The sequence below is a fragment of the Campylobacter sp. CFSAN093227 genome (genome assembly GCF_012897855.1).
Lineage (GTDB): Bacteria > Campylobacterota > Campylobacteria > Campylobacterales > Campylobacteraceae > Campylobacter_D > Campylobacter_D jejuni.
The window spans coordinates 430,329-453,752 of record NZ_CP040610.1; the positions used below are offsets into that span (position 1 = coordinate 430,329).

The window sequence follows — 23,424 nt, forward strand, 5'->3', positions numbered from 1 at the left end:
TTTATATTTTAAATGCTATAATTATTTTAATTATGTAAAAAACAAGGAAAAATTTTGAAAAGACTGGATAAAAAAGAAGCTTTAGATTTATTACACCATGCAAGTTTAACAGAACTTGGAGAAATGGCTTATAAAAGAAAATTAGAACTTCATCCTGAAAAAATCACCACTTTTGTTGTAGATAGAAATATTAATTATACCAATGTTTGTTGTATTGATTGTTCTTTTTGCGCTTTTTATCGCCATCATAAAGAAGATGATGCTTATATTTTAAGCTTTGAAGAGATAGGCAAAAAGATAGAAGAGCTTGAAGCTATCGGGGGTACGCAAATTCTTTTTCAAGGCGGGGTGCACCCAAAATTAAAAATAGAATGGTATGAAGAATTAGTTTCTTGGATAAAAGAACATTATCCAAATATCACTGTACATGGTTTTTCAGCGGTTGAGATCGCTTATATCGCAAAGGCATCTAAAATTTCAATTACTGAAGTACTTCAAAGACTACAAGCTAAAGGTTTATTTTCTATACCAGGAGCAGGTGCTGAGGTACTAAGCGATAGGGTGCGTGATATTATCGCACCAAATAAATGTGATACAGCTACTTGGTTAGAAGTACATCGCCAAGCTCATAAAATCGGCATGAAAAGTACAGCTACTATGATGTTTGGAACGGTTGAAAATGATGAAGAAATCATCGATCATTTTGAGCATTTGAGAAAATTGCAAGATGAAACAGGGGGATTTAGAGCTTTTATTTTATGGAGCTTTCAAAGTGATAATACTGCTTTAATCCAAAAACATCCAGAGATTATGAAACAAAGTTCTAACAAGTATTTAAGACTTTTAGCTTTAGCAAGACTTTATTTAGATAATTTTAAAAATTTGCAAAGTTCTTGGGTAACTCAAGGCTCGCTTATAGGTCAACTTGCTTTAAAATTTGGGGCCAATGATTTAGGCTCAACCATGATGGAAGAAAATGTAGTAAGTGCTGCAGGAGCAAGTTATAGAATGAATCAAGATGAGATGATAAGGCTGATTAGAAGTTTAGGCGAAAATCCAGCTAAACGCAATACCGCTTATGAAATTTTAGAAAGGTTTTAATGCAGTATTTAGACAGTAGGGGTGTTAAAATCCCTTTTATTTTTGAAAAAAATTCTGATTTTCCTATTGTTGTTTTAAAGCTTGTTTTTAGAAATTGCGCTAGAAGTTATGATGAAATAGCAGGCTTAGCTAAGATGTTTTCACGTATTTTAAATGAAGGTGTGGATGATAAATTTTTTAAAGATTTAGAATTTAGAGCGATAAATTTAGAGGCAAGTAGTGGTTTTGAAAGTTTGGAAATCAATCTTTCTTGTTTAAAAGAAAATTTTGATTTTGCTTTAAAGAGCTTGGAAAAATTGCTTTTAAAACCAAGAATAGAAGAAAAAATTTTGCAAAAATTAAAAATCAATGCTTTAGGTGAGCTCGCGAGTAAAAATAGTGATTTTGATTATTTAGCAAAAAATTTACTTAATGCTCAAATTTTTAAATGCAAAGAATTTCAAAGCTCAAACGATGGAGATGAAAAAAGTATAGAAATCTTATCTTTAAAAGATTTACAAAATTTTTATAAAAATTTTATCCATCTTAGTGATTTGGTTGTGATTTTAGGAGGAGATTTAGAAGAAAAACAAGCCAAGGAAGATCTTTTAAAACTATTATCAAAACTTCAAATAGGCAAAAAAAATACTCCAAAAAAATATGAATTAAGCAAAAACATTAAAGATGAAATTTTGATACGCCCAGAAAGCGAACAAGCTTATATTTATTTTGCCACGCCTTTTTTTGGTGATTTTAAAGATAAGGATTTATATCTTGCAAAAATTGCTTTATTTGTTCTAGGGCAAGGGGGGTTTGGTTCAAGGATTATGGAAGAAATTCGTGTTAAAAGAGGTCTTGCATACTCAGCTTATGCTATGCTTGATATGAATATGTCTTTTTCTAGAGTTTTTGGATATTTACAAACTAAAAATGAAAGCGCTAAAGAAGCTAAAAAAATCGTAAAAGAGCTTTTTGAAGATTTTATAAAAAATGGCATGACTCAAAATGAACTTGATCAAGCTAAAAATTTTCTCATAGGATCAACTCCTTTGCGTTATGAAAGCTTAAGCAAGCGTTTATCTATGTCTTTTAACGAATTTTATCAAGGTTTAAATTTGGGATATTATAAAGAAGAGTTAAAACTTATGGAAAAGGTTAAACTTGAAACCATCAATGCTTATATTAACAAACATCAAGAGCTTTTAAATATAAGTTTTGCAAGCATACAAAATGAAAATTAAAGAAAGTGATTTTGAATTTTTTAAAAAATTAAAAATTAAAAGTGCTATTGATTTAGCGCTTCTTTTACCTAAAAAAATTGAAAATTTAAATCCAAGTAAAAATCCTAAAGAAAATGAAATTTGCACCCAAAAAATCACTATAAAAAGCGTTAGTTCAAGAAAAAATCAACTTTTTGGTTTAGGTTTTTGTGAAGAATGGCAAGAAAATATTTCTTTTGTGTTTTTTCATCCTAGAGCTTGGCATTTTGGGATTTGTAAGGTAGGAAAAGGGCTTATTTTTAATGCTAAACTCTCGCGTTTTAATCATACTTGGCAATTTAACAATCCTAAAATTTTAACTTCTTTTGAGGGTTTTAGTCCAAAGTACCAAATTTTAGGTTTAAAAGATGCAAAAATTGCTGCTTTTATACATAAATATCTTAATTATGAAAATTTACAAGAAAGTGGCATAGGGGATAAATATATACATTTTCTTTTAAATTTGCATGCTTATGATGAAAAAAGTTTTTTTATGTTTGAAAATTTGCAAAATTTTAGCAAAGATTTAAAATATATAGAAATATATAATTTTTTAAAGCGTTTAAAAGCTAAAAAAACACATTTTAAAGCTCATCAAATCAATGTTTTTAACATAGCTAATTGGCTTAAAGATTTGCCTTTTTCTCTTACTAAAGATCAGCTTAATGCCTTAAAAGATATAGAAAAAGATTTGCATTCAAAAGAAGCTAGAAGGCGTGTAATTATGGGTGATGTAGGGTGTGGTAAAACCTTGGTTTTGCTTGGTGCGGCTTTGATGGTTTATCCTAAACAAGCTATTTTGATGGCACCTACTAGTATTTTAGCGCATCAGCTTTATGAAGAGGCTAAGAAATTTTTGCCTGATTTTATGAATATTTTGTTTATTAAAGGGGGTAAAAAAGAAAAAGATTTAGAACAAAATATTCAAAAAGCAAATCTTATTATAGGTACTCATGCTTTAATTCATTTAGAAAGCCATAATGCCGTACTTGTAATGATAGATGAACAACATCGTTTTGGCTCGGCTCAGCGTGAGAAAATTTATTCTTTAAGTAAACAAGAATTTGCCCCTCATTTTATACAGTTTTCGGCTACGCCTATTCCAAGAACTTTAAGCATGATACAATCTGAACTTTTAAATTTTAGTTTCATTAAACAAATGCCTTTTAAAAAAGATATCACAACTTATTGTATACAAAATGAAGGCTTTTCTAAGCTTAGCGAGAAGATCAAAGAAGAAATCGCTAAAAATCATCAAATTATCATTATTTATCCCTTAGTGAGTGCTAGTGATAATATTCCTTATCTTTCTTTAGAGCAGGCTAAAGAATATTGGCAGAGTCACTATGAAAAAGTTTTTGTAACTCATGGGAAAGATAAACAAAAAGATGAAATTTTAGAGCGTTTTAGAGATGAGGGAAATATTTTACTAAGCACTACAGTGGTGGAAGTGGGCATTTCTTTGCCAAGATTGAGTATGATAGTGATTGTAGGAGCGGAACGTTTAGGACTTGCTACCTTGCATCAACTTCGTGGTCGTGTAGGTCGTGTAGGGCTTAAAAGCACTTGTTATCTTTATACTAAACTTAAAGAAATTCCAAGTCGTTTAAAAGAATTTGCTAGCACTTTAGATGGGTTTAAAATAGCAGAGCTTGATCTTAAAAACCGTTTGAGTGGAGATTTGCTCGATGGTTTTATGCAACATGGAAATGAGTTTAAATTTTTTGATTTTTCTAAGGATGAGGAGATTTTAGAAAAGGTAAAAAAAGATTTGGCAAAAAAAATGCCAAATTAATGTCCACCATACTTATAAAGCATATTTTGAAAATGTGAAGCTATCATTTGTGCACGCTGTAAAATAACTGTTTTCATTTCTTCATTATAAACTATATTTAAACTTTCTTCAAAAAGTCCTAGCCAAATTTCAAAAAACTCTTGAGGAAAAGGAGGTAGATCTAGATGCTTTTTTAAGGGTTGCCCATTATAATCACCTTCGCCTAAAAGCATGCCTGCCCAAAAATTTCCTATTTTTGCTTTATGTTCTTTCCACTCTTCATCACTTGTTCCAATAGCATTGTTAAAAATAGGACCTAAATCCTTATCTTTTCTAACTTTTTCATAAAATATTTCCATGAGTTTTGCTATGCTTTCTTGATTAATTGTTTCAAATTTCATATAAGCCTTTCTTGAATGTTAATTTTATGGCGTTAATATAGCAAAAATAAGATAAATTAAATTTAACATAAGTTAAGAATGGAAAATATTATATAATGAAAGATTATTTAGAACTTTTATCTAGTGTAGGAAAATTAAAAAAATTTCAAAAAAATAGTATTTTATTTTATGAAGGCGAAGAGGCTAAAAATTTTTTTATTTTACTCAAGGGAAAAATACGCATTTATAAAAGTACATCAAGTGATAAAGAAATTACTTTGCATTATTTTAATCCTCCAAATTTTATAGCAGAAATGCCTGCTTTTAAAAAATTAAATTATCCTGCTAATGCCATCTTTGAAGAAGATGGAGAAATTTTGGAAATTGATTTTATTAATTTTCAAAATTTATGCAGTGAAAATAAAGAATTCAATTTTTTACTTATCAGCTCACTTTTTGATAAAATCAAAATTTTAGAAAAGAAATTATCTCAAAATGCATTAGATTTAAGAACGAGATTGTTAAAGTATCTTTTGGAAAATGAAAAAAAATTAGATACAATTTCGCAAAAACAAATCGCAATTGATTTAAATGTTAGAGCGCAATCTTTATCTCGAGTGTTAAAAGAGCTTAAAATTTCAGAACTTATTGATACAAAAAAAGGTAAAATTGAAATTTTAAATAAAGATATGATTATAAAAGAACTTTGGTAAAATTAAGGTAGAGAATGGATTTTGATTTTATATTAGCTCAAGCTCCCGCTTTTTTAACAGCTGCTTGGCTTACGATAAAACTAAGCTTTTTTGGAATTATTTTTTCTTTAATAATAGGCTTGTTTTGCATTTTAATGAGTTATTTTAAAATAAAAATTTTAGAAAATATTTGCAAGCTTTATATAGAGTTTTCAAGAAATACGCCTTTATTAATTCAACTTTTTTTCTTATATTATGCTTTGCCTAAATTTAATATACATTTAGAGCAAATTCCACCGCTCAATTTAATTTGTTTAAGCGTAGAAGAAACTTTAAGACCTTCTTTTGCTTGTGCTATAGTAGGACTTAGTTTTTTAGGGGGTTCTTATATGGCTGAGAGTTTAAGGGCGGGATTTGAAGCCATAAGAAAACAGCAGTTTGAAGCAGGACTTTCTTTGGGTTTTTCAAAATTTGGAAATTTGCGTTATGTGATTTTGCCGCAAGCTTTGGCTATTTCTATGCCAAGTATTAGTGCTAATATTATATTTTTAATCAAAGAAACTTCAGTTGTTAGCATTATTGCCTTGCCAGATTTGGTGAATTTAATGAAGAGTTTAAATTCCTTAACCTATAAGACAGATGAGCTATTGTTTTTGTTGTTTATGGGATATTTGTGCATTATTTTGCCTTTGTCTTTTATTTTGCTAAAGTTTGAAAAAAGGTTGCTTTATGCTTGAACTTTTAAATACCGATACGCTTTTAAGACTCTGGCAAGGGCTTTTTGTCACTCTTGAAATTTCATTTATCAGCACTATTATTACTTCGATAGGCGGGTTGTTTTTGGGAATTTTAATGAGTTTTAAAAATACCTATATCTATGCTTTTTGTCGTTTAGGTTTAGAATTTGTACGTGTTATGCCACTTTTAGTATGGTTTTTTGTGGTGTATTTTGGTTTTCCTAGATGGTTTGGGTGGGATTTGAGTTCTGTAAGTGTAGCTATTATTGTTTTTAGCATTTGGGGTTGTTTTGAGATGATGGATTTGGTGCGTGTTTCCTTACAGAGTATTCCAAAACATCAGTATGAAAGTGCATCATCTTTAGGTTTAAATACGGTGCAAAGTTTTGCTTATGTTATTATTCCACAAGCTATGCGTCGTTTAACTCCTATGAGCATGAATTTACTTACTCGCATGATCAAAAGTACAACCTTTGCTTATTTAATCGGCGCGGTAGAGCTTGTAAAAGTAGGGCAACAAATTATAGAATTTCATAATAGAAATGATTTTGCACCTTTTATTATTTATGGTTTGATTTTTTTTATCTTTTTTATACTTTGTTATCCTATCACTTTATATTCAAGAAAATTAGAGAAAAAATGGAGCTAAAATGAGTATACTAAAAATAGAAAATTTACAAAAGTATTATGGTTCGCATCATGCTTTAAAAGATATTAATTTAGAAGTTAAGGATAAGGAAGTTGTGGTGATTTTGGGTCCTAGTGGGTGCGGAAAATCTACGCTTTTGCGTTGTATTAATGGGCTTGAAGAGATTGCAAGTGGTAATATTTATATTGACAATGAAAAAATAGATAAAGATTTCAAAGAATGGCCAAGAATGCGTCAAAAAGTTGGTATGGTTTTTCAATCTTATGAGCTTTTTGAGCATTTAAGTGTTGAAGAAAATATACTTTTAGGGCCTATGAAAGTGCAAAAAAGAAAGAAAGATGAGGTTTTGCAAGAGGCTAAAATTTGGCTTGAAAAGGTGGGGCTTTTGCATAAAATTCATGCTTATCCAAGAGAACTTAGCGGAGGACAAAAACAAAGAATTGCTATAGTAAGAAGTTTATGCATGAATCCTGAGTTAATGCTTTTTGATGAGGTTACAGCAGCGCTGGATCCTGAGATTGTCAGAGAAGTTTTAGAAGTGATGTTAAATCTTGCAAAAGAGGGTATGACTATGCTTATTGTTACTCATGAAATGGGTTTTGCTAAAGCTGTAGCAGATAAAATTATTTTTATGGATGAAGGAAAAATCATCGAAGAAAATGATCCTAAAAGTTTTTTTAAAAATCCAAAAAGCGAAAGAGCAAAGAAATTTTTAAATTTATTTGATTATCACAAATAGATAAAAATAATATTGGTTTATGATAATAAAATTTACAAGACTAAAATTTTATAGAAAAACTAAAAAAGTCTTGACAAAATTTTTTTTTTGAGTTATAATCTTACTTTTATTTTTGCTGGTTTAGCTCAGTTGGTAGAGCAGCTGCCTTGTAAGCAGCAGGTCGGGGGTTCAAGTCCCTTAACCAGCTCCATTTATTTTAGCAGTGTTTGACCAGAATATTGAAAAAGCAATATTTTTATGGTGAGTTACTCAAGTGGCCAACGAGGGCAGACTGTAAATCTGCTGGCTTTCGCCTTCCGTGGTTCGAATCCACGACTCACCACCATGCTTTGCGGGAGTAGCTCAGTTGGCTAGAGCATCAGCCTTCCAAGCTGAGGGTCGCGGGTTCGAGTCCCGTTTCCCGCTCCAATAATTTAAAAGAACTGGGAGCTGTATTTTAAAACCTTTAACTTACAGTATATATCCCATTTAAGAGTTTTTGTTGTCTGTTATTGTGTATAATTTTTCTGAGCGCTCGTATAGCTCAGAGGTAGAGCACTCCCTTGGTAAGGGAGAGGTCGCGGGTTCAATTCCCGCTATGAGCTCCATGAATTGAAAAAATTATATAGATATAAGACTTGCTTTGCTCAATTTATTTTTTATACGGAGGAAAAAAATGGCTAAAGAAAAATTTTCACGTAATAAGCCACACGTAAATATTGGTACTATTGGTCACGTTGACCATGGTAAAACTACTTTAACAGCTGCTATTTCTGCTGTTCTTTCTAGAAGAGGTTTGGCAGAGCTTAAAGATTATGATAATATCGATAATGCTCCAGAAGAAAAAGAGCGTGGTATTACTATTGCTACTTCTCATATTGAATATGAAACAGACAATCGTCACTATGCACACGTTGACTGCCCAGGTCACGCAGATTATGTTAAAAACATGATTACAGGTGCTGCACAAATGGATGGAGCGATCTTGGTTGTTTCTGCTGCAGATGGCCCTATGCCACAAACTAGAGAGCACATTCTTCTTTCTCGTCAAGTAGGTGTTCCATATATTGTTGTTTTTATGAATAAAGCAGATATGGTTGATGATACTGAACTTCTAGAGTTAGTTGAAATGGAAATTAGAGAATTATTAAGCTCTTATGATTTCCCAGGCGATGATACACCTATTATTTCTGGTTCTGCTTTAAAAGCTCTTGAAGAAGCTAAAGCTGGACAAGATGGTGAATGGTCAGCAAAAATTATGGATCTTATGGCTGCAGTTGATAGCTATATTCCAACTCCAACTCGTGATACTGAAAAAGACTTCTTGATGCCAATTGAAGACGTTTTCTCAATTTCAGGTCGTGGTACTGTTGTTACAGGTAGAATTGAAAAAGGTGTTGTAAAAGTAGGTGATACTATCGAAATCGTTGGTATTAAAGATACTCAAACAACAACTGTAACAGGTGTTGAAATGTTCAGAAAAGAAATGGATCAAGGCGAAGCAGGAGATAACGTAGGTGTTCTTCTTCGTGGTACTAAAAAAGAAGAAGTTATCCGTGGTATGGTTCTTGCTAAACCAAAATCAATTACTCCACACACTGACTTCGAAGCTGAAGTTTATATCTTAAATAAAGATGAAGGTGGTAGACATACTCCATTCTTTAACAACTATAGACCACAGTTTTATGTAAGAACAACTGATGTTACAGGTTCGATTAAATTAGCTGATGGTGTTGAAATGGTTATGCCAGGTGAAAATGTGAGAATTACTGTAAGCTTGATCGCTCCAGTAGCACTTGAAGAAGGAACTCGTTTTGCTATTCGTGAAGGTGGTAAAACTGTTGGTTCAGGTGTTGTTTCTAAAATTATTAAATAATTTAATAAAGCCAAGTTAAAAGCTTGGCTTTAATTTTTTAAGGAAAATTGAAATGAGAATTAAAGTTGGTTTAAAGTGTGAAGAATGTGGTGATATTAATTATAGCACCTATAAAAATAGTAAAAATACTACTGAAAAATTAGAATTAAAAAAATATTGCCCAAGATTAAAAAAACATACACTTCACAAAGAAGTTAAGCTAAAAAGTTAAGCTTGCGCCCTTAGGGCAATAGCTCCAACGGTAGAGCGCCGGATTCCAAATCCGATGGTTGGGGGTTCGAATCCCTCTTGCCCTGCCATAATTAAGGTTTAAATAAATGGAAAAATTAATAACTTATTTTAAATTATCAAAAGCCGAATTAAGGAAAGTAATTTTTCCTTTAAAAGAACAGGTAAGAAATGCCTATATTACAGTTTTTGTGGTTGTTGTGGTGATTTCTTTGTTTTTGGCGTTAGTGGATTGGCTTATGTCCTCTATTGTTTCTGCGATCGTATAAGGAGAGTAAATGAGTACTCATAAATGGTATGCAATTCAAACTTATGCTGGCAGTGAAATGGCAGTTAAAAGAGCCATTGAAAATTTAGTAAAAGATAACGGAATTGAAGAACAACTTAAAGAAATTGTTGTTCCAACTGAAGATGTTATTGAATTTAAGAATGGAAAGGAGAAGATTAGCGAAAGAAGTTTGTATTCAGGATACGTTTTTGCACTTCTTGATTTAAATACAGAGCTTTGGCATCGCATTCAATCTCTTCCAAAGGTTGGTCGTTTTATTGGAGAATCCAAAAAGCCAACCCCTTTAACAGAAAAAGATATTAATTTGATTTTGGAAAAAGTTCACAATCGTGCAGCGCCTAAACCAAAGATTTCTTTTGAAGAAGGGGAAAATGTGAGAATCACAGAAGGGCCATTTGCAAACTTTACTGCAATTGTAGAAGAGTATGATATGGTTCGTGGTTTATTAAAATTAAATGTTTCTATTTTTGGACGTTCAACTCCAGTGGAGATCTTATATTCTCAAGTTGAGAAAATAATTTAATTTATATCAAGTAAGGAGATTTGTTATGGCTAAAAAAGTCGTAGGCGAAATTAAATTGCAAATTGCTGCCACAAAAGCAAACCCATCACCACCTGTTGGTCCTGCTTTGGGTCAGCAAGGTGTTAATATTATGGAGTTTTGTAAGGCTTTTAATGAAAGAACAAAAGATATGGCAGGTTTTAATATCCCTGTTGTTATCACTGTTTATGCAGATAAAAGTTTTACTTTTATTACAAAACAACCGCCAGCTACGGATTTGATCAAAAAAGCAGCTGGAATTTCTAAAGGTACGGATAATCCACTTAAAAATAAGGTGGGTAAGTTAACTCGTGCTCAAGTTTTAGAAATAGTAGATAAGAAAATTGCAGATTTAAATACTAAAGATAGAGATCAAGCTGCTAAAATTATTGCAGGTTCAGCTCGTTCTATGGGTGTTGAAATCGTAGATTAATCCTTTCACCGCCAAGGTAAAAGGCGGTAGCACTTTAAAATGCGGAGAAAATAAATGGCTAAGATAGCAAAAAGATTAAAAGAATTATCACAAAAAATTGATTCAAATAAAGAGTATGCTTTAAGCGATGCAATTGATACAATAAAGACTTTAAAGTCTGCTAAATTTGATGAGACTGTAGAAATTGCTTTAAAACTTAATGTTGATCCAAGACATGCAGATCAAATGGTAAGAGGATCTGTTGTTTTACCTGCTGGAACGGGTAAAAAAGTTCGTGTTGCTGTAATTGCAAAAGACGCAAAAGCTGATGAAGCGAAAAATGCTGGTGCAGATATTGTGGGTAGCGATGATTTAGTAGAAGAAATTCAAAAAGGTAATATGAATTTTGATGTTTTGATTGCTACTCCAAATTTAATGGGACTTGTTGGTAAAGTTGGTAGAATTTTAGGGCCAAAAGGTTTAATGCCAAATCCTAAAACTGGAACAGTGACTATGGATGTTGCTCAAGCAGTTAATAATGCAAAAAGTGGTCAGGTAAATTTCCGTGTTGATAAGCAAGGAAATATCCATGCAGGTCTTGGTAAAGTAAGTTTTTCCAAAGAACAATTATGGGACAATGTTAGCACTTTTGTAAAGGCAATTAACAAACATAAACCTGCTGCAGCTAAAGGTAGATATATTAAAAATGCGGCTTTATCTTTGACAATGAGCCCTTCTGTAAAGCTTGAAACACAAGAATTGCTTGATATGAAATAAGAGTTGCTTTTTTGCAACTCTTTTGTTTTAAAATAAACATTTGAAAAAATTTTTGATTTTTTGAGATGTTTATTTTAGATTGAAGATAGTCGAGGCGTAAGCTTAATTGGATTTCCACTCTACTTGAAATCTCAATCGGAAAGGAGAAAATGTGACTAGAAGCGAAAAAGTTGAGATTATTGCTAAACTTGAAGAAGGTTTTAAAGCTAGTGAAGCTATTGTAGTTTGTAATTACAGAGGTCTTAGCACAAAAAAACTAGAAGAGCTTAGAAATAATGCAAGAGAAAACAATGTAAAAGTTCAAATTGTTAAAAATACTTTGGCTAACATTGCTCTTAACAATTCCGGTAAAACAGGTCTAGTTCTTAAAGATACAAATATTTATCTTTGGGGCGAAGATCAGCTAGGTGTTTCAAAAGTAGCTGCTAAATTTGAAGAAAATAACGATAAATTTGAAATCAAAACAGCTCATATTGAAGGTGAAGTTGCAGATGTTGCTAAGGTTAAAGCTCTTGCTAAAATGCCTTCACGCAATGAGTTGCTTGCTATGCTTTTGCAAGTTTGGAATGCGCCAATTACCAATTTCACAATAGGTTTAAATGCGCTTAAAAATAAAAAAGAATCTGAATAAATTAAATAAAAGGATAAAAAATGGCAATCTCTAAAGAAGATGTATTAGAATATATTTCAAATTTAAGTGTTCTTGAGTTATCAGAACTTGTAAAAGAGTTTGAAGAAAAATTTGGTGTGTCTGCTGCTCCTGTAATGATAGCTGGTGGTGCTGCAGCTGGTGGTGCTGCAGCTGCTGCTGAAGAAAAAACTGAATTTGATATCGTTTTAACTGATGGCGGTGCTAAAAAGATTGAAGTTATTAAAATCGTTCGTGCTCTTACAGGCCTTGGTCTTAAAGAAGCAAAAGATGCAGTTGAGCAAACTCCTTCAACTCTAAAAGAGGGTGTGGCTAAAGCTGAAGCTGAGGAAGCTAAAAAACAACTTGAAGAAGCTGGTGCTAAAGTAGAACTTAAGTAATTTTAAGCTTTAAAGTTAGAAGAAGATTTGCCAAGGCAAGTCTTCTTTTTTTATTTTTACCTAATTTTTAGGTCTTCTTTTTTAAATTTACAAAATTTACCATGAGGTATGTGCGATATGTTAGATAATAAATTAGGAAATCGTTTAAGAGTAGACTTCTCAAACATTTCAAAACAAATAGAAATCCCAAATCTTCTACAATTACAAAAAAAGAGTTTTGATTATTTTTTAAATCTTGATAATGGTGAAAGTGGCATAGAAAAAGTTTTTAAATCAATTTTTCCTATTCATGATCCGCAAAATAGATTGAGTCTTGAATATGTTAGTAGTGAAATAGGCAAGCCAAAATATACCATTCGCGAATGCATGGAAAGAGGTTTGACTTATTCTGTAAATTTAAAAATGAAAATCCGTCTTACTCTGCATGAAAAAGATGAAAAAACAGGGGAAAAAGTTGGCGTAAAAGATATTAAAGAACAAGAAATTTATATCCGCGAAATTCCTTTAATGACAGATCGTGTATCTTTTATCATTAATGGGGTTGAGAGGGTGGTTGTAAATCAATTACATAGAAGCCCTGGTGTTATTTTTAAAGAAGAAGAAAGTTCAACGGTTGCAAATAAGCTTGTTTATACAGCACAAATTATTCCTGATCGTGGTTCGTGGCTTTATTTTGAATACGATGCCAAAGATGTTTTGTATGTAAGAATCAATAAGCGTAGAAAAGTTCCTGTAACTATGCTTTTTAGAGCTTTAGGGTATAAAAAACAAGATATTATTAAGTTGTTTTATCCTATTCAGACTATACATGTGAAAAAAGATAAATTTTTAACAGAATTTAATCCAAATGATTTTATGGATAGAATAGAATATGATATTAAAGATGAAAAAGGAAAAATCGTTCATCAAGCTGGAAAAAGACTTACAAAGAAAAAAGCAGAACAGCTTATTAAAGACGGTTTAAAATGGATAGAATATCCTGTAGAAATTTTACTTAATCGTTATTTAGCAAATCCTATTATTGATAAAGAAAGTGGAGAGGTTTTATTTGATTCTTTAACTTTGTTAGATGAGAGTAAGCTTGCTAAGATTAAAGAGCAAAAAAGTTTTGATATAGCAAATGACTTGGCTAATGGCGTTGATGCAGCGATTATTAACTCCTTTGCTCAAGATGGAGAAACTCTAAAACTTCTTAAACAAAGTGAAAATATCGATGATGAAAATGATTTAGCTGCGATTAGAATTTACAAAGTTATGCGCCCAGGTGAACCTGTGGTAAAAGATGCAGCGAAGGCTTTTGTAAATGATTTATTCTTCAATCCTGAAAGATACGATCTTACCAAGGTAGGTCGTATGAAAATGAACCATAAATTAGGTCTTGAAGTACCTGAGTATGTTACTGTTTTGACTAATGAAGATATTATTAAAACTGCAAAATATTTAATTAAAGTAAAAAATGGTAAAGGACATATTGATGATAGAGATCATTTAGGAAATCGTCGTATCCGTTCTATAGGTGAACTTTTAGCCAATGAACTTCATTTAGGTCTTGCAAAAATGCAAAAGGCGATCAGAGATAAATTTACTTCTTTAAATGCGGATCTTGATAAAGTAATGCCTTATGATTTAATCAATCCTAAAATGATTACTACAACTATCATTGAATTTTTTACAGGAGGTCAGCTTTCGCAATTTATGGATCAAACCAACCCTTTAAGCGAGGTTACTCATAAGCGTCGTTTATCAGCGCTTGGTGAAGGTGGACTTGTAAAAGAAAGAGCAGGTTTTGAAGTGCGTGATGTTCACGCGACACATTATGGTAGAATTTGTCCAGTTGAAACACCTGAAGGTCAAAATATTGGTTTGATTAACACTCTTTCTACTTATGCAAAAGTAAACGAACTTGGCTTTGTTGAAGCACCATATAGAAAAGTTGTAAATGGTAAAGTGACTAATGAAGTTGTTTATCTTACAGCAACACAAGAAGAAGGCTTATTTATCGCACCAGCTTCAACTAAGGTTGATGCTAAAGGCAATATAGTAGAAGAATTTGTTGAGGCTAGACAAGATGGTGAAACTATACTTGCAAGACGCGAAGAAGTGCAATTAATCGATCTTTGCTCAGGTATGGTTGTTGGGGTTGCGGCTTCTTTGATTCCGTTTTTAGAGCACGATGATGCAAACAGAGCACTAATGGGTTCAAACATGCAACGTCAAGCTGTGCCACTTCTTACTGCTTCAGCTCCGATAGTAGGAACAGGTATGGAACAAATTATTGCGCGTGATGCTTGGGAAGCTGTTAAAGCAAAGCGTGGCGGTGTGGTTGAGAAAGTGGATAATAAAAGCATTTTCATTTTAGGTGAAGATGATAAAGGTCCATTTATTGACCATTACACTATGGAGAAAAATTTAAGAACCAATCAAAATACAAATTATATTCAACACCCTATTGTTAAAAAAGGTGATATAGTAAAAGCAGGACAAATTATCGCAGATGGTCCTTCTATGGATCAAGGCGAACTTGCTATAGGTAAAAATGCTTTAATCGCTTTTATGCCTTGGAATGGTTATAACTATGAGGATGCTATAGTTGTAAGTGAGAGAATTATTCGTGAAGATACTTTTACAAGCGTGCACATTTATGAAAAAGAAATTGAAGCAAGAGAACTAAAAGACGGTATAGAAGAAATTACCAAAGATATTCCAAATGTAAAAGAAGAAGATGTTGCGCATCTTGATGAGAGCGGTATTGCAAAAATTGGTACCCATATCAAACCAGGTATGATTTTGGTGGGTAAGGTTTCTCCAAAAGGTGAGGTTAAACCAACTCCTGAAGAAAGACTTTTAAGAGCGATTTTTGGAGAAAAAGCAGGACATGTTGTGAATAAATCCCTTTATGCAACCGCTTCTTTAGAGGGTGTTGTTGTGGATGTTAAAATTTTCACTAAAAAAGGCTATGAAAAAGATGATCGCGCAATAAAATCTTATGATAAAGAAAAAATGGCTTTAGAAAAAGAGCATCATGATAGACTTTTGATGATGGATAGAGAAGAAATGCTTCGTGTTTGTGCTCTTCTTTCCAAAGCCTCTTTAAATAGCGATCAAAAAATTGGAGATAAAAATTATAAAAAAGGACAAACTGCAGATATTAGCGAACTTGAAAAAATCAATCGTTTTACTTTAACAACTTTGATTAAAGCTTATTCTAAAGAGATTCAAAAAGAATACGATGATTTAAAAAATCATTTCCAAAATGAGAAGAAAAAATTAAAAGCAGAACACGATGAAAAGCTTGAAATTTTAGAAAAAGATGATATTTTACCAAGTGGGGTAATTAAGCTTGTTAAAGTTTATATTGCTACAAAAAGAAAGCTTAAAGTCGGTGATAAAATGGCAGGACGTCATGGAAATAAAGGTATAGTTTCAACTATAGTTCCTGAAGTAGATATGCCTTATTTGCCAAATGGTAAGAGCGTGGATATTGCGCTTAATCCACTTGGCGTTCCAAGTCGTATGAATATAGGTCAAATTTTAGAAAGTCATTTAGGTTTAGTTGGACTTAGACTTGGGGATCAAATTCAAGAAATTTTTGATAGAAAGCAAAAAGATTTTCTTAAAGAATTAAGAGCGAAAATGCTTGAAATTTGTTCTATTCCAAGACTTGCAAACGAAAAAGAATTTATTAAAAGCTTAAGCGATGAAGAGCTTTTAAACTATGCTAGAGACTGGAGTAAAGGAGTTAAATTTTCTACTCCTGTTTTTGAAGGTGTAAATATAGAAGAATTTAGCAAGCTTTTTAAAATGGCCAAGATAGATATGGACGGCAAAACAGAACTTTATGATGGACGCACAGGTGAAAAAATTGCAGAGCGTGTTCATGTAGGATGTATGTATATGCTAAAACTCCATCACTTGGTTGATGAAAAAGTTCATGCAAGAAGTACAGGACCTTATAGCTTGGTTACCCAACAACCTGTGGGTGGTAAAGCACTCTTTGGGGGACAAAGATTTGGAGAAATGGAAGTTTGGGCACTTGAAGCTTATGGAGCGGCTCACACTTTAAGAGAAATGTTAACCATAAAATCAGATGATGTAGAAGGTAGATTTAGTGCTTATAAAGCATTGACAAAAGGTGAAAATGTTCCAGCAACAGGAATTCCTGAAACATTTTTTGTATTAACCAATGAGCTTAAATCTCTTGCTTTAGATGTTGAGATTTTTGATAAGGATGAAGATAATGAGTAAATTTAAAGTAATAGAAATTAAAGAAGATGCAAGACCTAGAGATTTTGAAGCATTTCAACTAAGACTTGCAAGTCCTGAAAAAATCAAATCATGGTCTTATGGAGAAGTAAAAAAACCAGAAACTATTAATTATAGAACCTTAAAGCCTGAAAGAGATGGGCTTTTTTGTGCAAAGATTTTTGGACCTATAAGAGATTATGAGTGTCTTTGTGGTAAATACAAAAAAATGCGTTTTAAAGGCGTTAAGTGTGAAAAATGTGGTGTTGAAGTAGCAAATTCAAAAGTGCGTCGTTCTAGAATGGGGCATATCGAGCTTGTAACTCCTGTGGCTCATATTTGGTATGTTAATTCTCTTCCAAGCCGTATAGGAACGCTTTTGGGTGTTAAGATGAAAGATCTTGAGCGTGTGCTTTATTATGAAGCTTATATCGTTGAAAATCCAGGCGATGCTTTCTATGATAATGAAAGCACCAAAAAAGTAGAATATTGTGATGTTTTAAACGAAGAGCAATATCAAAATTTAATGCAACGCTATGAAAATAGTGGCTTTAAAGCAAGAATGGGTGGAGAAGTTGTTCGTGATTTACTTGCAAATTTAGATCTTGTGGCACTTTTAAATCAGCTTAAAGAAGAAATGGCGGCTACAAATTCAGAGGCTAAGAAAAAAACCATCATTAAACGCTTAAAAGTAGTAGAAAATTTCTTAAATTCAAATTTAAACGCCAATACCGATAGTGATGAAGCCGTACCAAATCGTCCTGAATGGATGATGATTACAAATCTTCCAGTTTTACCGCCAGATTTGCGTCCTTTAGTGGCTTTAGATGGTGGAAAATTTGCAGTTTCTGATGTGAATGACTTATATCGTCGTGTTATCAATAGAAATACACGTCTTAAAAAACTTATGGAACTTGATGCACCTGAAATCATTATCAGAAATGAAAAAAGAATGCTTCAAGAGGCTGTTGATGCACTTTTTGACAACGGTCGTCGTGCTAATGCTGTAAAAGGAGCAAATAAACGCCCATTAAAATCTTTAAGTGAAATCATCAAAGGGAAACAAGGACGTTTTAGGCAAAATCTACTAGGTAAAAGGGTGGATTTCTCAGGTCGTAGCGTTATTGTTGTAGGTCCAAAACTTAGAATGGATCAATGTGGTTTACCTAAAAAAATGGCTTTAGAGCTCTTTAAGCCACATCTTTTAGCTAAGCTTGAAGAAAAAGGTTATGCAACCACAGTAAAACAAGCTAAAAAAATGATAGAAAATAAAACCAATGAAGTTTGGGAATGTTTAGAAGAGGTAGTAAAAGGGCATCCTGTTATGCTAAACCGTGCGCCTACTTTACATAAACTTTCTATTCAAGCTTTTCATCCTGTTTTAGTGGAAGGTAAGGCTATACAACTTCATCCTTTGGTTTGTGCAGCATTTAACGCAGACTTTGATGGGGATCAAATGGCGGTGCATGTGCCACTTTCTCAAGAGGCCATTGCGGAATGTAAGGTGCTTATGCTTTCATCAATGAATATTCTTTTGCCAGCAAGCGGTAAGTCTGTAACCGTTCCATCGCAAGATATGGTTTTAGGAATTTATTATCTTTCATTGGAAAAAGCCGGTGCTAAAGGTTCGCATAAAATTTGTACAGGCATTGATGAAGTGATGATGGCGCTTGAAAGCAAGTGTTTGGATATTCATGCGAGTATACAAACTATGGTAGATGGTAGAAAGATTACCACTACAGCAGGAAGATTGATTATTAAATCCATTTTACCTGATTTTGTGCCTGAAAATAGCTGGAATAAAGTCTTAAAGAAAAAAGACATTGCTGCGCTTGTGGATTATGTTTATAAACAAGGTGGTTTAGAGATTACAGCAAGTTTCTTGGATAGACTTAAAAATTTAGGTTTTGAATATGCAACTAAAGCAGGTATTTCAATTTCGATTGCAGATATTATTGTTCCTAATGATAAACAAAAAGCTATCGATGAAGCAAAAAAACAAGTAAGAGAAATTCAAAATTCTTATAATCTCGGTTTGATTACTTCAGGGGAAAGATACAATAAAATCATTGATATTTGGAAAAGTACAAACAATGTTCTTTCAAAAGAAATGATGAAGCTTGTAGAAAAAGATAAAGAAGGTTTTAACTCTATTTATATGATGGCAGATTCTGGTGCTAGGGGTAGTGCAGCTCAAATTTCTCAGCTTGCTGCGATGAGAGGACTTATGACCAAACCTGATGGTTCTATTATTGAAACGCCTATTATTTCAAATTTCCGTGAAGGGCTAAATGTTCTTGAATACTTTATTTCAACTCACGGTGCTAGAAAAGGTCTTGCAGATACCGCTCTTAAAACAGCAAATGCGGGTTATTTGACAAGAAAACTCATCGATGTTGCACAAAATGTAAAAATTACCATTGAAGATTGTGGAACACATGAGGGTGTTGAAATCAATGAAATTACCGCAGATAGTTCTATTATAGAAACTTTAGAAGAAAGAATTTTAGGCAGGGTTTTAGCTGAGGATGTGATTGATCCTATTACAAATTCTGTGCTTTTTGCAGAAGGTACTTTAATGGATGAGGAAAAAGCAAAAATTCTTGGCGAAAGCGGTATAAAAAGTGTCAATATCCGCACTCCTATTACCTGCAAAGCTAAAAAAGGAATTTGTGCAAAATGTTATGGTATCAATCTTGGTGAAGGTAAATTAGTAAAACCAGGCGAAGCAGTGGGAATTATTTCCGCTCAATCTATCGGTGAACCAGGAACGCAGCTAACTCTAAGAACTTTCCATAGCGGGGGAACTGCAAGTACGGATTTACAAGATAGACAAGTAAGCGCACAAAAAGAAGGTTTTATAAGATTTTATAATCTTAAAACTTATAAAAACAAAGAAGGTAAAAATATCGTAGCAAATCGTAGAAATGCGGCGGTTTTACTTGTGGAGCCAAAAATCAAAACTCCATTTAAAGGTGTGATTAATGTAGAAAATATTCATGAAGATGTGATTGTTTCTATTAAAGATAAAAAACAAGAAGTAAAATACATATTAAGAAAATACGATCTTGCTAAACCAAATGAATTAGCAGGTGTAAGTGGCAGTATAGATGGAAAACTTTATTTGCCATATCAAAGCGGCATGCAAGTAGAAGAAAATGAAAGTATCGTAGAAGTGATTAAAGAGGGTTGGAATGTACCAAATCGTATTCCTTTTGCGAGTGAAATTTTAGTAGAAGATGGCGAGCCTGTAGTTCAAAATATCAAAGCAGGCGAAAAAGGAACACTCAAATTTTACATCCTTAAAGGCGATGGTTTAGATAGAGTAAAAAATGTTAAAAAAGGTGATATTGTTAAAGAAAAAGGATTCTTTGTAGTGATTGCTGATGAAAATGATAGAGAAGCAAAAAGACACTATATCCCAAGAGAATCTAAGATAGAATTTAACGATAGTGAAAAAATCGATGACGCAAATACTATCATTGCAAGTGCTCCTAAAAAAGAAAGAAAAGTGATTGCAGAATGGGATGCTTATAATAATACTATCATTGCAGAAATTGATGGTGTTGTAAGCTTTGAGGATATTGAAGCAGGTTATAGTGCTGATGAGCAAATTGATGAAGCTACAGGTAAGCGTTCTTTAGTAATTAATGAGTATTTACCTAGCGGAGTTAGACCAACTTTGGTAATTGCAGGAAAAGGTGATAAAGCTGTGCGTTATCACCTTGAACCAAAAACCGTTATTTTTGTTCATGATGGCGATAAAATTGCTCAAGCAGATATTTTAGCAAAAACTCCAAAAGCAGCAGCTAAATCAAAGGATATTACAGGAGGTCTTCCAAGAGTTTCTGAACTTTTTGAAGCAAGAAAACCAAAAAATGCGGCTGTGATTGCAGAAATTGATGGTGTTGTTCGTTTTGATAAGCCTTTGCGTTCTAAAGAAAGAATTATTATCCAAGCAGAAGATGGAACAAGTGCTGAGTATTTAATCGACAAATCAAAACATATTCAAGTAAGAGATGGAGAGTTTATTCATGCAGGTGAAAAACTTACAGATGGAGTTGTTTCGAGTCATGATGTGCTTAAAATTTTAGGTGAAAAAGCCTTGCATTATTATTTGATTTCTGAAATTCAGCAAGTTTATCGCGGACAAGGTGTTGTGATTTCTGATAAACATATAGAAGTTATCGTTTCTCAAATGCTAAGACAAGTAAAAGTTGTAGATAGTGGACATACGAAATTTATTGAAGGTGATTTGGTTTCAAGACGTAAATTCCGTGAAGAAAATGAAAGAATCATTAGAATGGGTGGAGAACCAGCTATTGCCGAGCCTGTGCTTTTAGGTGTAACAAGAGCAGCGATTGGAAGTGATAGTGTGATTTCTGCGGCTTCATTCCAAGAAACTACCAAAGTTTTAACTGAAGCAAGTATAGCAGGTAAATTTGACTACTTAGAAGATTTAAAAGAAAATGTTATTCTAGGTAGAATGATTCCTGTTGGAACAGGGCTTTATGGCGAACAAAATTTAAAACTTAAAGAACAAGAATAAAACTCTATTTTATAGCCCTTCGGGGCTATATTAATACAGTGTATCTAAATCATTAAAATAAATTTTTAAAACTTTTTCTATTTTATTTTTTTCTTCTAGAAGTATTTTTTTATTTTTTTCTCTAAAAGCTTTATTAGAGCAATAAATTAGATAAGATATACTAATGGCAGCAATTATTTTATTTTTATGTTCTATGCCTATAGCCATACATTCAATTTGAGGATTCATTTCTCCAATTTCTATGGCAATTTTTTCTTTTTTAATTTGTTTGATTTGTTGATAGAGTTCATTTATATTATTTAAGGTGTTTTCTGTAATTTTATCAAAATTTTTAGGATAAAGTTTTTCTAATTCCTTTTTATTTTTATTTGATAGTAAGGCTTTGCCTAAAGATGTTGCATAAGCAGGATACGAAGTGCCTATAAAAGATTTTAATTGTACTGTATTATTGGCATCAATTTTTTCTAAATAAAGCACATTTCCATCTTTTAAAATTCCCATTTGACAAGTTTGATTGGTTAAATTTCTTATATTTTTCATATGCTTTTTGATTATTTCAAAAATATTATTTTCATTTTTTATATTACATCCTAATTCTATAATCTTAAAATCCAAATAATAACTTTTATTTTTTAAATCACATTTGATATATTTTTTTTCTTGAAGAGTTTGTAAAATAGGCCAAAGAGTTCCAGCAGGAATGTTTAATTTTTTAGCTATAGCACTTAAGGTAAGCTTTTCTTTTGCAAGTAATTCTAGAATATTTAACACTCTAAGAGTGGGCTGATGCATATTGTCTTTATCCTTGTTTTATTTTTATAAATTTTAGCATATTTTTTACTTTTAGTAACATAAAATCATAATTTTTATTATTTATTAATTTTAATATTTTTTTGTAAAAATTGGCAGTTAATAAGAATAAAATACGAATTTTTACCAAGTTAACAGCTTGATTTTTTTACAAATATTTTGTTATATTTTTTGTATATAAATATATTTTTGTATATACGAAAGGAAAAAAATGGGAATTTTAAAAGGAACTTTACCGGCTTTACTTACTCCATATAAAGATGATGGAAGTATCAATGAAAAAGAATTTATTCGCTATTGTGAATTTGGTATTTCTAAAGGCTTGAATGGATTGTTTTGTAATGGAAGTGCAGGGGATTCTCAAGCTTTGAGCGTGGAAGAGCAAGTTAAGTTAATGAAACTCACCAAAAAGGCTACAAAAAATAATATACCTATCATCACGGGTATTACCTCGACAATTTATGAAAACACTTTTATTTTGGCGCAAAAAGCTTATGAATTAGGTCTTGATGCCTTATTACTTGCTATGCCTTATTATTATAAATTGAGTGAAGATGCACTTTTTGAATATGTAAAATATTTAGCTTCTGAAGTGAAACTTCCCTTATATGTTTATAATATACCTCTTTTTGCACCAGCACTAAGCTTAAAATTTATAGAAAAGGTTTCAAAGCTTGATAATGTTGTGGGTATAAAAGATAGTAGCGGAGATGCTTTGCTTTTAAATCATATTTTAGATGTAGTACCTAGTAATTTTGATGTTTTTGTAGGAAGAGAAGAATTTTATGTAGGTGCATTATTAGCAGGTGCAAAAGGTTCTATGACTAGCATAGGTGGAGTTTTTCCAGAACTTATGAGCGAAATTTACAAATCAATCAATGAAAAAAATATAGGCAGAGCTTTGCTAATACAAAAAAGTTTATTAAAGGCCATAAGATTTGGTATGAGCATAGCTTTTCCTATGGGTTTTGCTTTGCTTTTAAAGGCCAGAGGATTTGAATTTGTAAATGCTAGTATTCATCCTTTATCACCTGCTACAAAAGAAGAATTAAACACTCGCTTTGATGAAGCAAAAGAGCTTATTAAAACTATAGAAAAAGAAACAGGTATAAAACTATGAAAGGATATATTATAGTCAATGAAAAAGACAATGTTGCCACAGCTTTGCGTGACTTTAAAAAAGGCGAAAAAGTGGCAAATATTGAGCTTTTAAATGATATTGCAAGCGGACATAAATTTGCACTAAAGGATATAAAAAAAGATGAAATTATTATCAAATACGCAGAAGCTATAGCTAGTGCAAGTTGCGATATTAGTACAGGGGAATGGGTGCATATCCATAATACTGCGGGAATTAGAGGTCGTGGAGATAAGGAATGAAA

20 protein-coding genes, 5 tRNA genes and 1 pseudogene are annotated in these 23,424 nt (G+C 32.2%); 24 read left to right on the top strand and 2 right to left on the bottom strand.

The features are described from left to right. The first annotated feature begins 54 nt into the window (after nt 1–54). Genes FBF06_RS02270 through recG form a run of 3 tightly spaced genes read left to right on the top strand, consistent with a single transcriptional unit; the run spans nt 55 to nt 4,134 of the window. A complete protein-coding gene (locus tag FBF06_RS02270) occupies nt 55–1,101 on the top strand; it encodes a dehypoxanthine futalosine cyclase (protein WP_002857333.1) in 1,047 nt (348 codons plus the stop codon). After that, nucleotides 1,101–2,321, top strand: coding sequence for a pitrilysin family protein (locus tag FBF06_RS02275; protein WP_168977515.1), 1,221 nt, complete (start codon nt 1,101–1,103; stop codon nt 2,319–2,321). The genes FBF06_RS02270 and FBF06_RS02275 overlap by 1 nt, the downstream gene beginning before the upstream one ends. Then, complete coding sequence (gene recG / locus FBF06_RS02280; RefSeq protein ID WP_002857483.1) at nt 2,311–4,134, top strand: ATP-dependent DNA helicase RecG; 1,824 nt, start codon at nt 2,311–2,313, stop codon at nt 4,132–4,134. The genes FBF06_RS02275 and recG overlap by 11 nt, the downstream gene beginning before the upstream one ends. Here recG and ctb read toward each other — a convergent pair. Next, nucleotides 4,131–4,514: a truncated hemoglobin Ctb gene (gene ctb, locus FBF06_RS02285; protein ID WP_002857624.1), complete on the bottom strand. Its 384-nt coding sequence runs from the start codon at nt 4,512–4,514 to the stop codon at nt 4,131–4,133. The two genes, recG and ctb, sit on opposite strands and share 4 nt — an antisense overlap. 95 nt (nt 4,515–4,609) lie before the next feature. Here ctb and nssR point away from each other — a divergent pair, with 95 nt between their 5' ends. The 19 genes and pseudogenes from nssR (at nt 4,610) to rpoC (ending at nt 21,232) form a co-directional block, all read left to right on the top strand. After that, a complete protein-coding gene (gene nssR / locus FBF06_RS02290; protein WP_052783272.1) occupies nt 4,610–5,206 on the top strand; it encodes a nitrosative stress-sensitive transcriptional regulator NssR in 597 nt (198 codons plus the stop codon). Between the two features lie 14 nt (nt 5,207–5,220). Then, the gene (locus FBF06_RS02295; protein ID WP_002859900.1) at nt 5,221–5,922 is read left to right on the top strand and encodes an amino acid ABC transporter permease; all 702 of its coding nucleotides are present in this window, start codon (nt 5,221–5,223) and stop codon (nt 5,920–5,922) included. Then, nucleotides 5,915–6,571, top strand: a complete 657-nt coding sequence (locus FBF06_RS02300; RefSeq protein ID WP_002857607.1) for an amino acid ABC transporter permease — start codon at nt 5,915–5,917, stop codon at nt 6,569–6,571. The genes FBF06_RS02295 and FBF06_RS02300 overlap by 8 nt, the downstream gene beginning before the upstream one ends. A 1-nt stretch (nt 6,572) precedes the next feature. Beyond that, nucleotides 6,573–7,333 (top strand): annotated as a pseudogene (locus FBF06_RS02305) (amino acid ABC transporter ATP-binding protein). Between the two features lie 91 nt (nt 7,334–7,424). Continuing rightward, nucleotides 7,425–7,500: transfer RNA gene (locus tag FBF06_RS02310), tRNA-Thr, on the top strand. Between the two features lie 49 nt (nt 7,501–7,549). Beyond that, nucleotides 7,550–7,635, top strand: a tRNA-Tyr gene (locus tag FBF06_RS02315). A gap of 6 nt (nt 7,636–7,641) precedes the next feature. Next, nucleotides 7,642–7,718: transfer RNA gene (locus FBF06_RS02320), tRNA-Gly, on the top strand. A 104-nt stretch (nt 7,719–7,822) separates the two neighbouring features. Next, nucleotides 7,823–7,897, top strand: a tRNA-Thr gene (locus FBF06_RS02325). Nucleotides 7,898–7,965: 68 nt separating this feature from the next. Next, nucleotides 7,966–9,165 (top strand): elongation factor Tu, encoded by a 1,200-nt coding sequence (gene tuf, locus FBF06_RS02330; RefSeq protein WP_002857603.1) that lies wholly within the window; start codon nt 7,966–7,968, stop codon nt 9,163–9,165. 52 nt (nt 9,166–9,217) lie between these two features. Then, nucleotides 9,218–9,376: a 50S ribosomal protein L33 gene (rpmG, locus tag FBF06_RS02335; protein WP_002793551.1), complete on the top strand. Its 159-nt coding sequence runs from the start codon at nt 9,218–9,220 to the stop codon at nt 9,374–9,376. A 12-nt stretch (nt 9,377–9,388) separates the two neighbouring features. After that, nucleotides 9,389–9,464 (top strand) — tRNA-Trp (locus FBF06_RS02340). Nucleotides 9,465–9,482: 18 nt separating this feature from the next. Beyond that, nucleotides 9,483–9,662, top strand: coding sequence for a preprotein translocase subunit SecE (gene secE / locus FBF06_RS02345; protein ID WP_002869529.1), 180 nt, complete (start codon nt 9,483–9,485; stop codon nt 9,660–9,662). Nucleotides 9,663–9,671: 9 nt separating this feature from the next. After that, on the top strand, nt 9,672–10,205 hold the full coding sequence (gene nusG, locus FBF06_RS02350) for a transcription termination/antitermination protein NusG (protein ID WP_002851098.1): 534 nt from the start codon (nt 9,672–9,674) through the stop codon (nt 10,203–10,205). Between the two features lie 25 nt (nt 10,206–10,230). Further along, nucleotides 10,231–10,656, top strand: a complete 426-nt coding sequence (rplK, locus tag FBF06_RS02355; protein WP_002779452.1) for a 50S ribosomal protein L11 — start codon at nt 10,231–10,233, stop codon at nt 10,654–10,656. Between the two features lie 54 nt (nt 10,657–10,710). Beyond that, nucleotides 10,711–11,412 carry a 50S ribosomal protein L1 gene (gene rplA / locus FBF06_RS02360; protein ID WP_002854928.1) on the top strand — a complete coding sequence of 234 codons (702 nt, stop codon included), beginning with the start codon at nt 10,711–10,713 and terminating at the stop codon, nt 11,410–11,412. Nucleotides 11,413–11,563: 151 nt separating this feature from the next. Then, nucleotides 11,564–12,043 (top strand): 50S ribosomal protein L10, encoded by a 480-nt coding sequence (rplJ, locus tag FBF06_RS02365; protein ID WP_002857585.1) that lies wholly within the window; start codon nt 11,564–11,566, stop codon nt 12,041–12,043. A gap of 20 nt (nt 12,044–12,063) precedes the next feature. Then, on the top strand, nt 12,064–12,441 hold the full coding sequence (rplL, locus tag FBF06_RS02370) for a 50S ribosomal protein L7/L12 (RefSeq protein WP_002859903.1): 378 nt from the start codon (nt 12,064–12,066) through the stop codon (nt 12,439–12,441). Between the two features lie 108 nt (nt 12,442–12,549). Then, nucleotides 12,550–16,686 (top strand): DNA-directed RNA polymerase subunit beta, encoded by a 4,137-nt coding sequence (gene rpoB, locus FBF06_RS02375; RefSeq protein WP_002859036.1) that lies wholly within the window; start codon nt 12,550–12,552, stop codon nt 16,684–16,686. Next, on the top strand, nt 16,679–21,232 hold the full coding sequence (gene rpoC / locus FBF06_RS02380; RefSeq protein WP_052796999.1) for a DNA-directed RNA polymerase subunit beta': 4,554 nt from the start codon (nt 16,679–16,681) through the stop codon (nt 21,230–21,232). The genes rpoB and rpoC overlap by 8 nt, the downstream gene beginning before the upstream one ends. A gap of 30 nt (nt 21,233–21,262) precedes the next feature. Here the strand turns inward: rpoC and FBF06_RS02385 are convergent, their stop codons facing one another. Then, the gene (locus FBF06_RS02385) at nt 21,263–22,024 is read right to left on the bottom strand and encodes an IclR family transcriptional regulator (RefSeq protein ID WP_002793545.1); all 762 of its coding nucleotides are present in this window, start codon (nt 22,022–22,024) and stop codon (nt 21,263–21,265) included. Between the two features lie 229 nt (nt 22,025–22,253). On the opposite strand from FBF06_RS02385, the gene FBF06_RS02390 reads away from it, so the two are divergent. Further along, the gene (locus FBF06_RS02390; protein ID WP_002793543.1) at nt 22,254–23,162 is read left to right on the top strand and encodes a dihydrodipicolinate synthase family protein; all 909 of its coding nucleotides are present in this window, start codon (nt 22,254–22,256) and stop codon (nt 23,160–23,162) included. Next, complete coding sequence (locus FBF06_RS02395) at nt 23,159–23,422, top strand: UxaA family hydrolase (protein WP_002779462.1); 264 nt, start codon at nt 23,159–23,161, stop codon at nt 23,420–23,422. The genes FBF06_RS02390 and FBF06_RS02395 overlap by 4 nt, the downstream gene beginning before the upstream one ends. Nucleotides 23,423–23,424 lie beyond the last annotated feature (2 nt).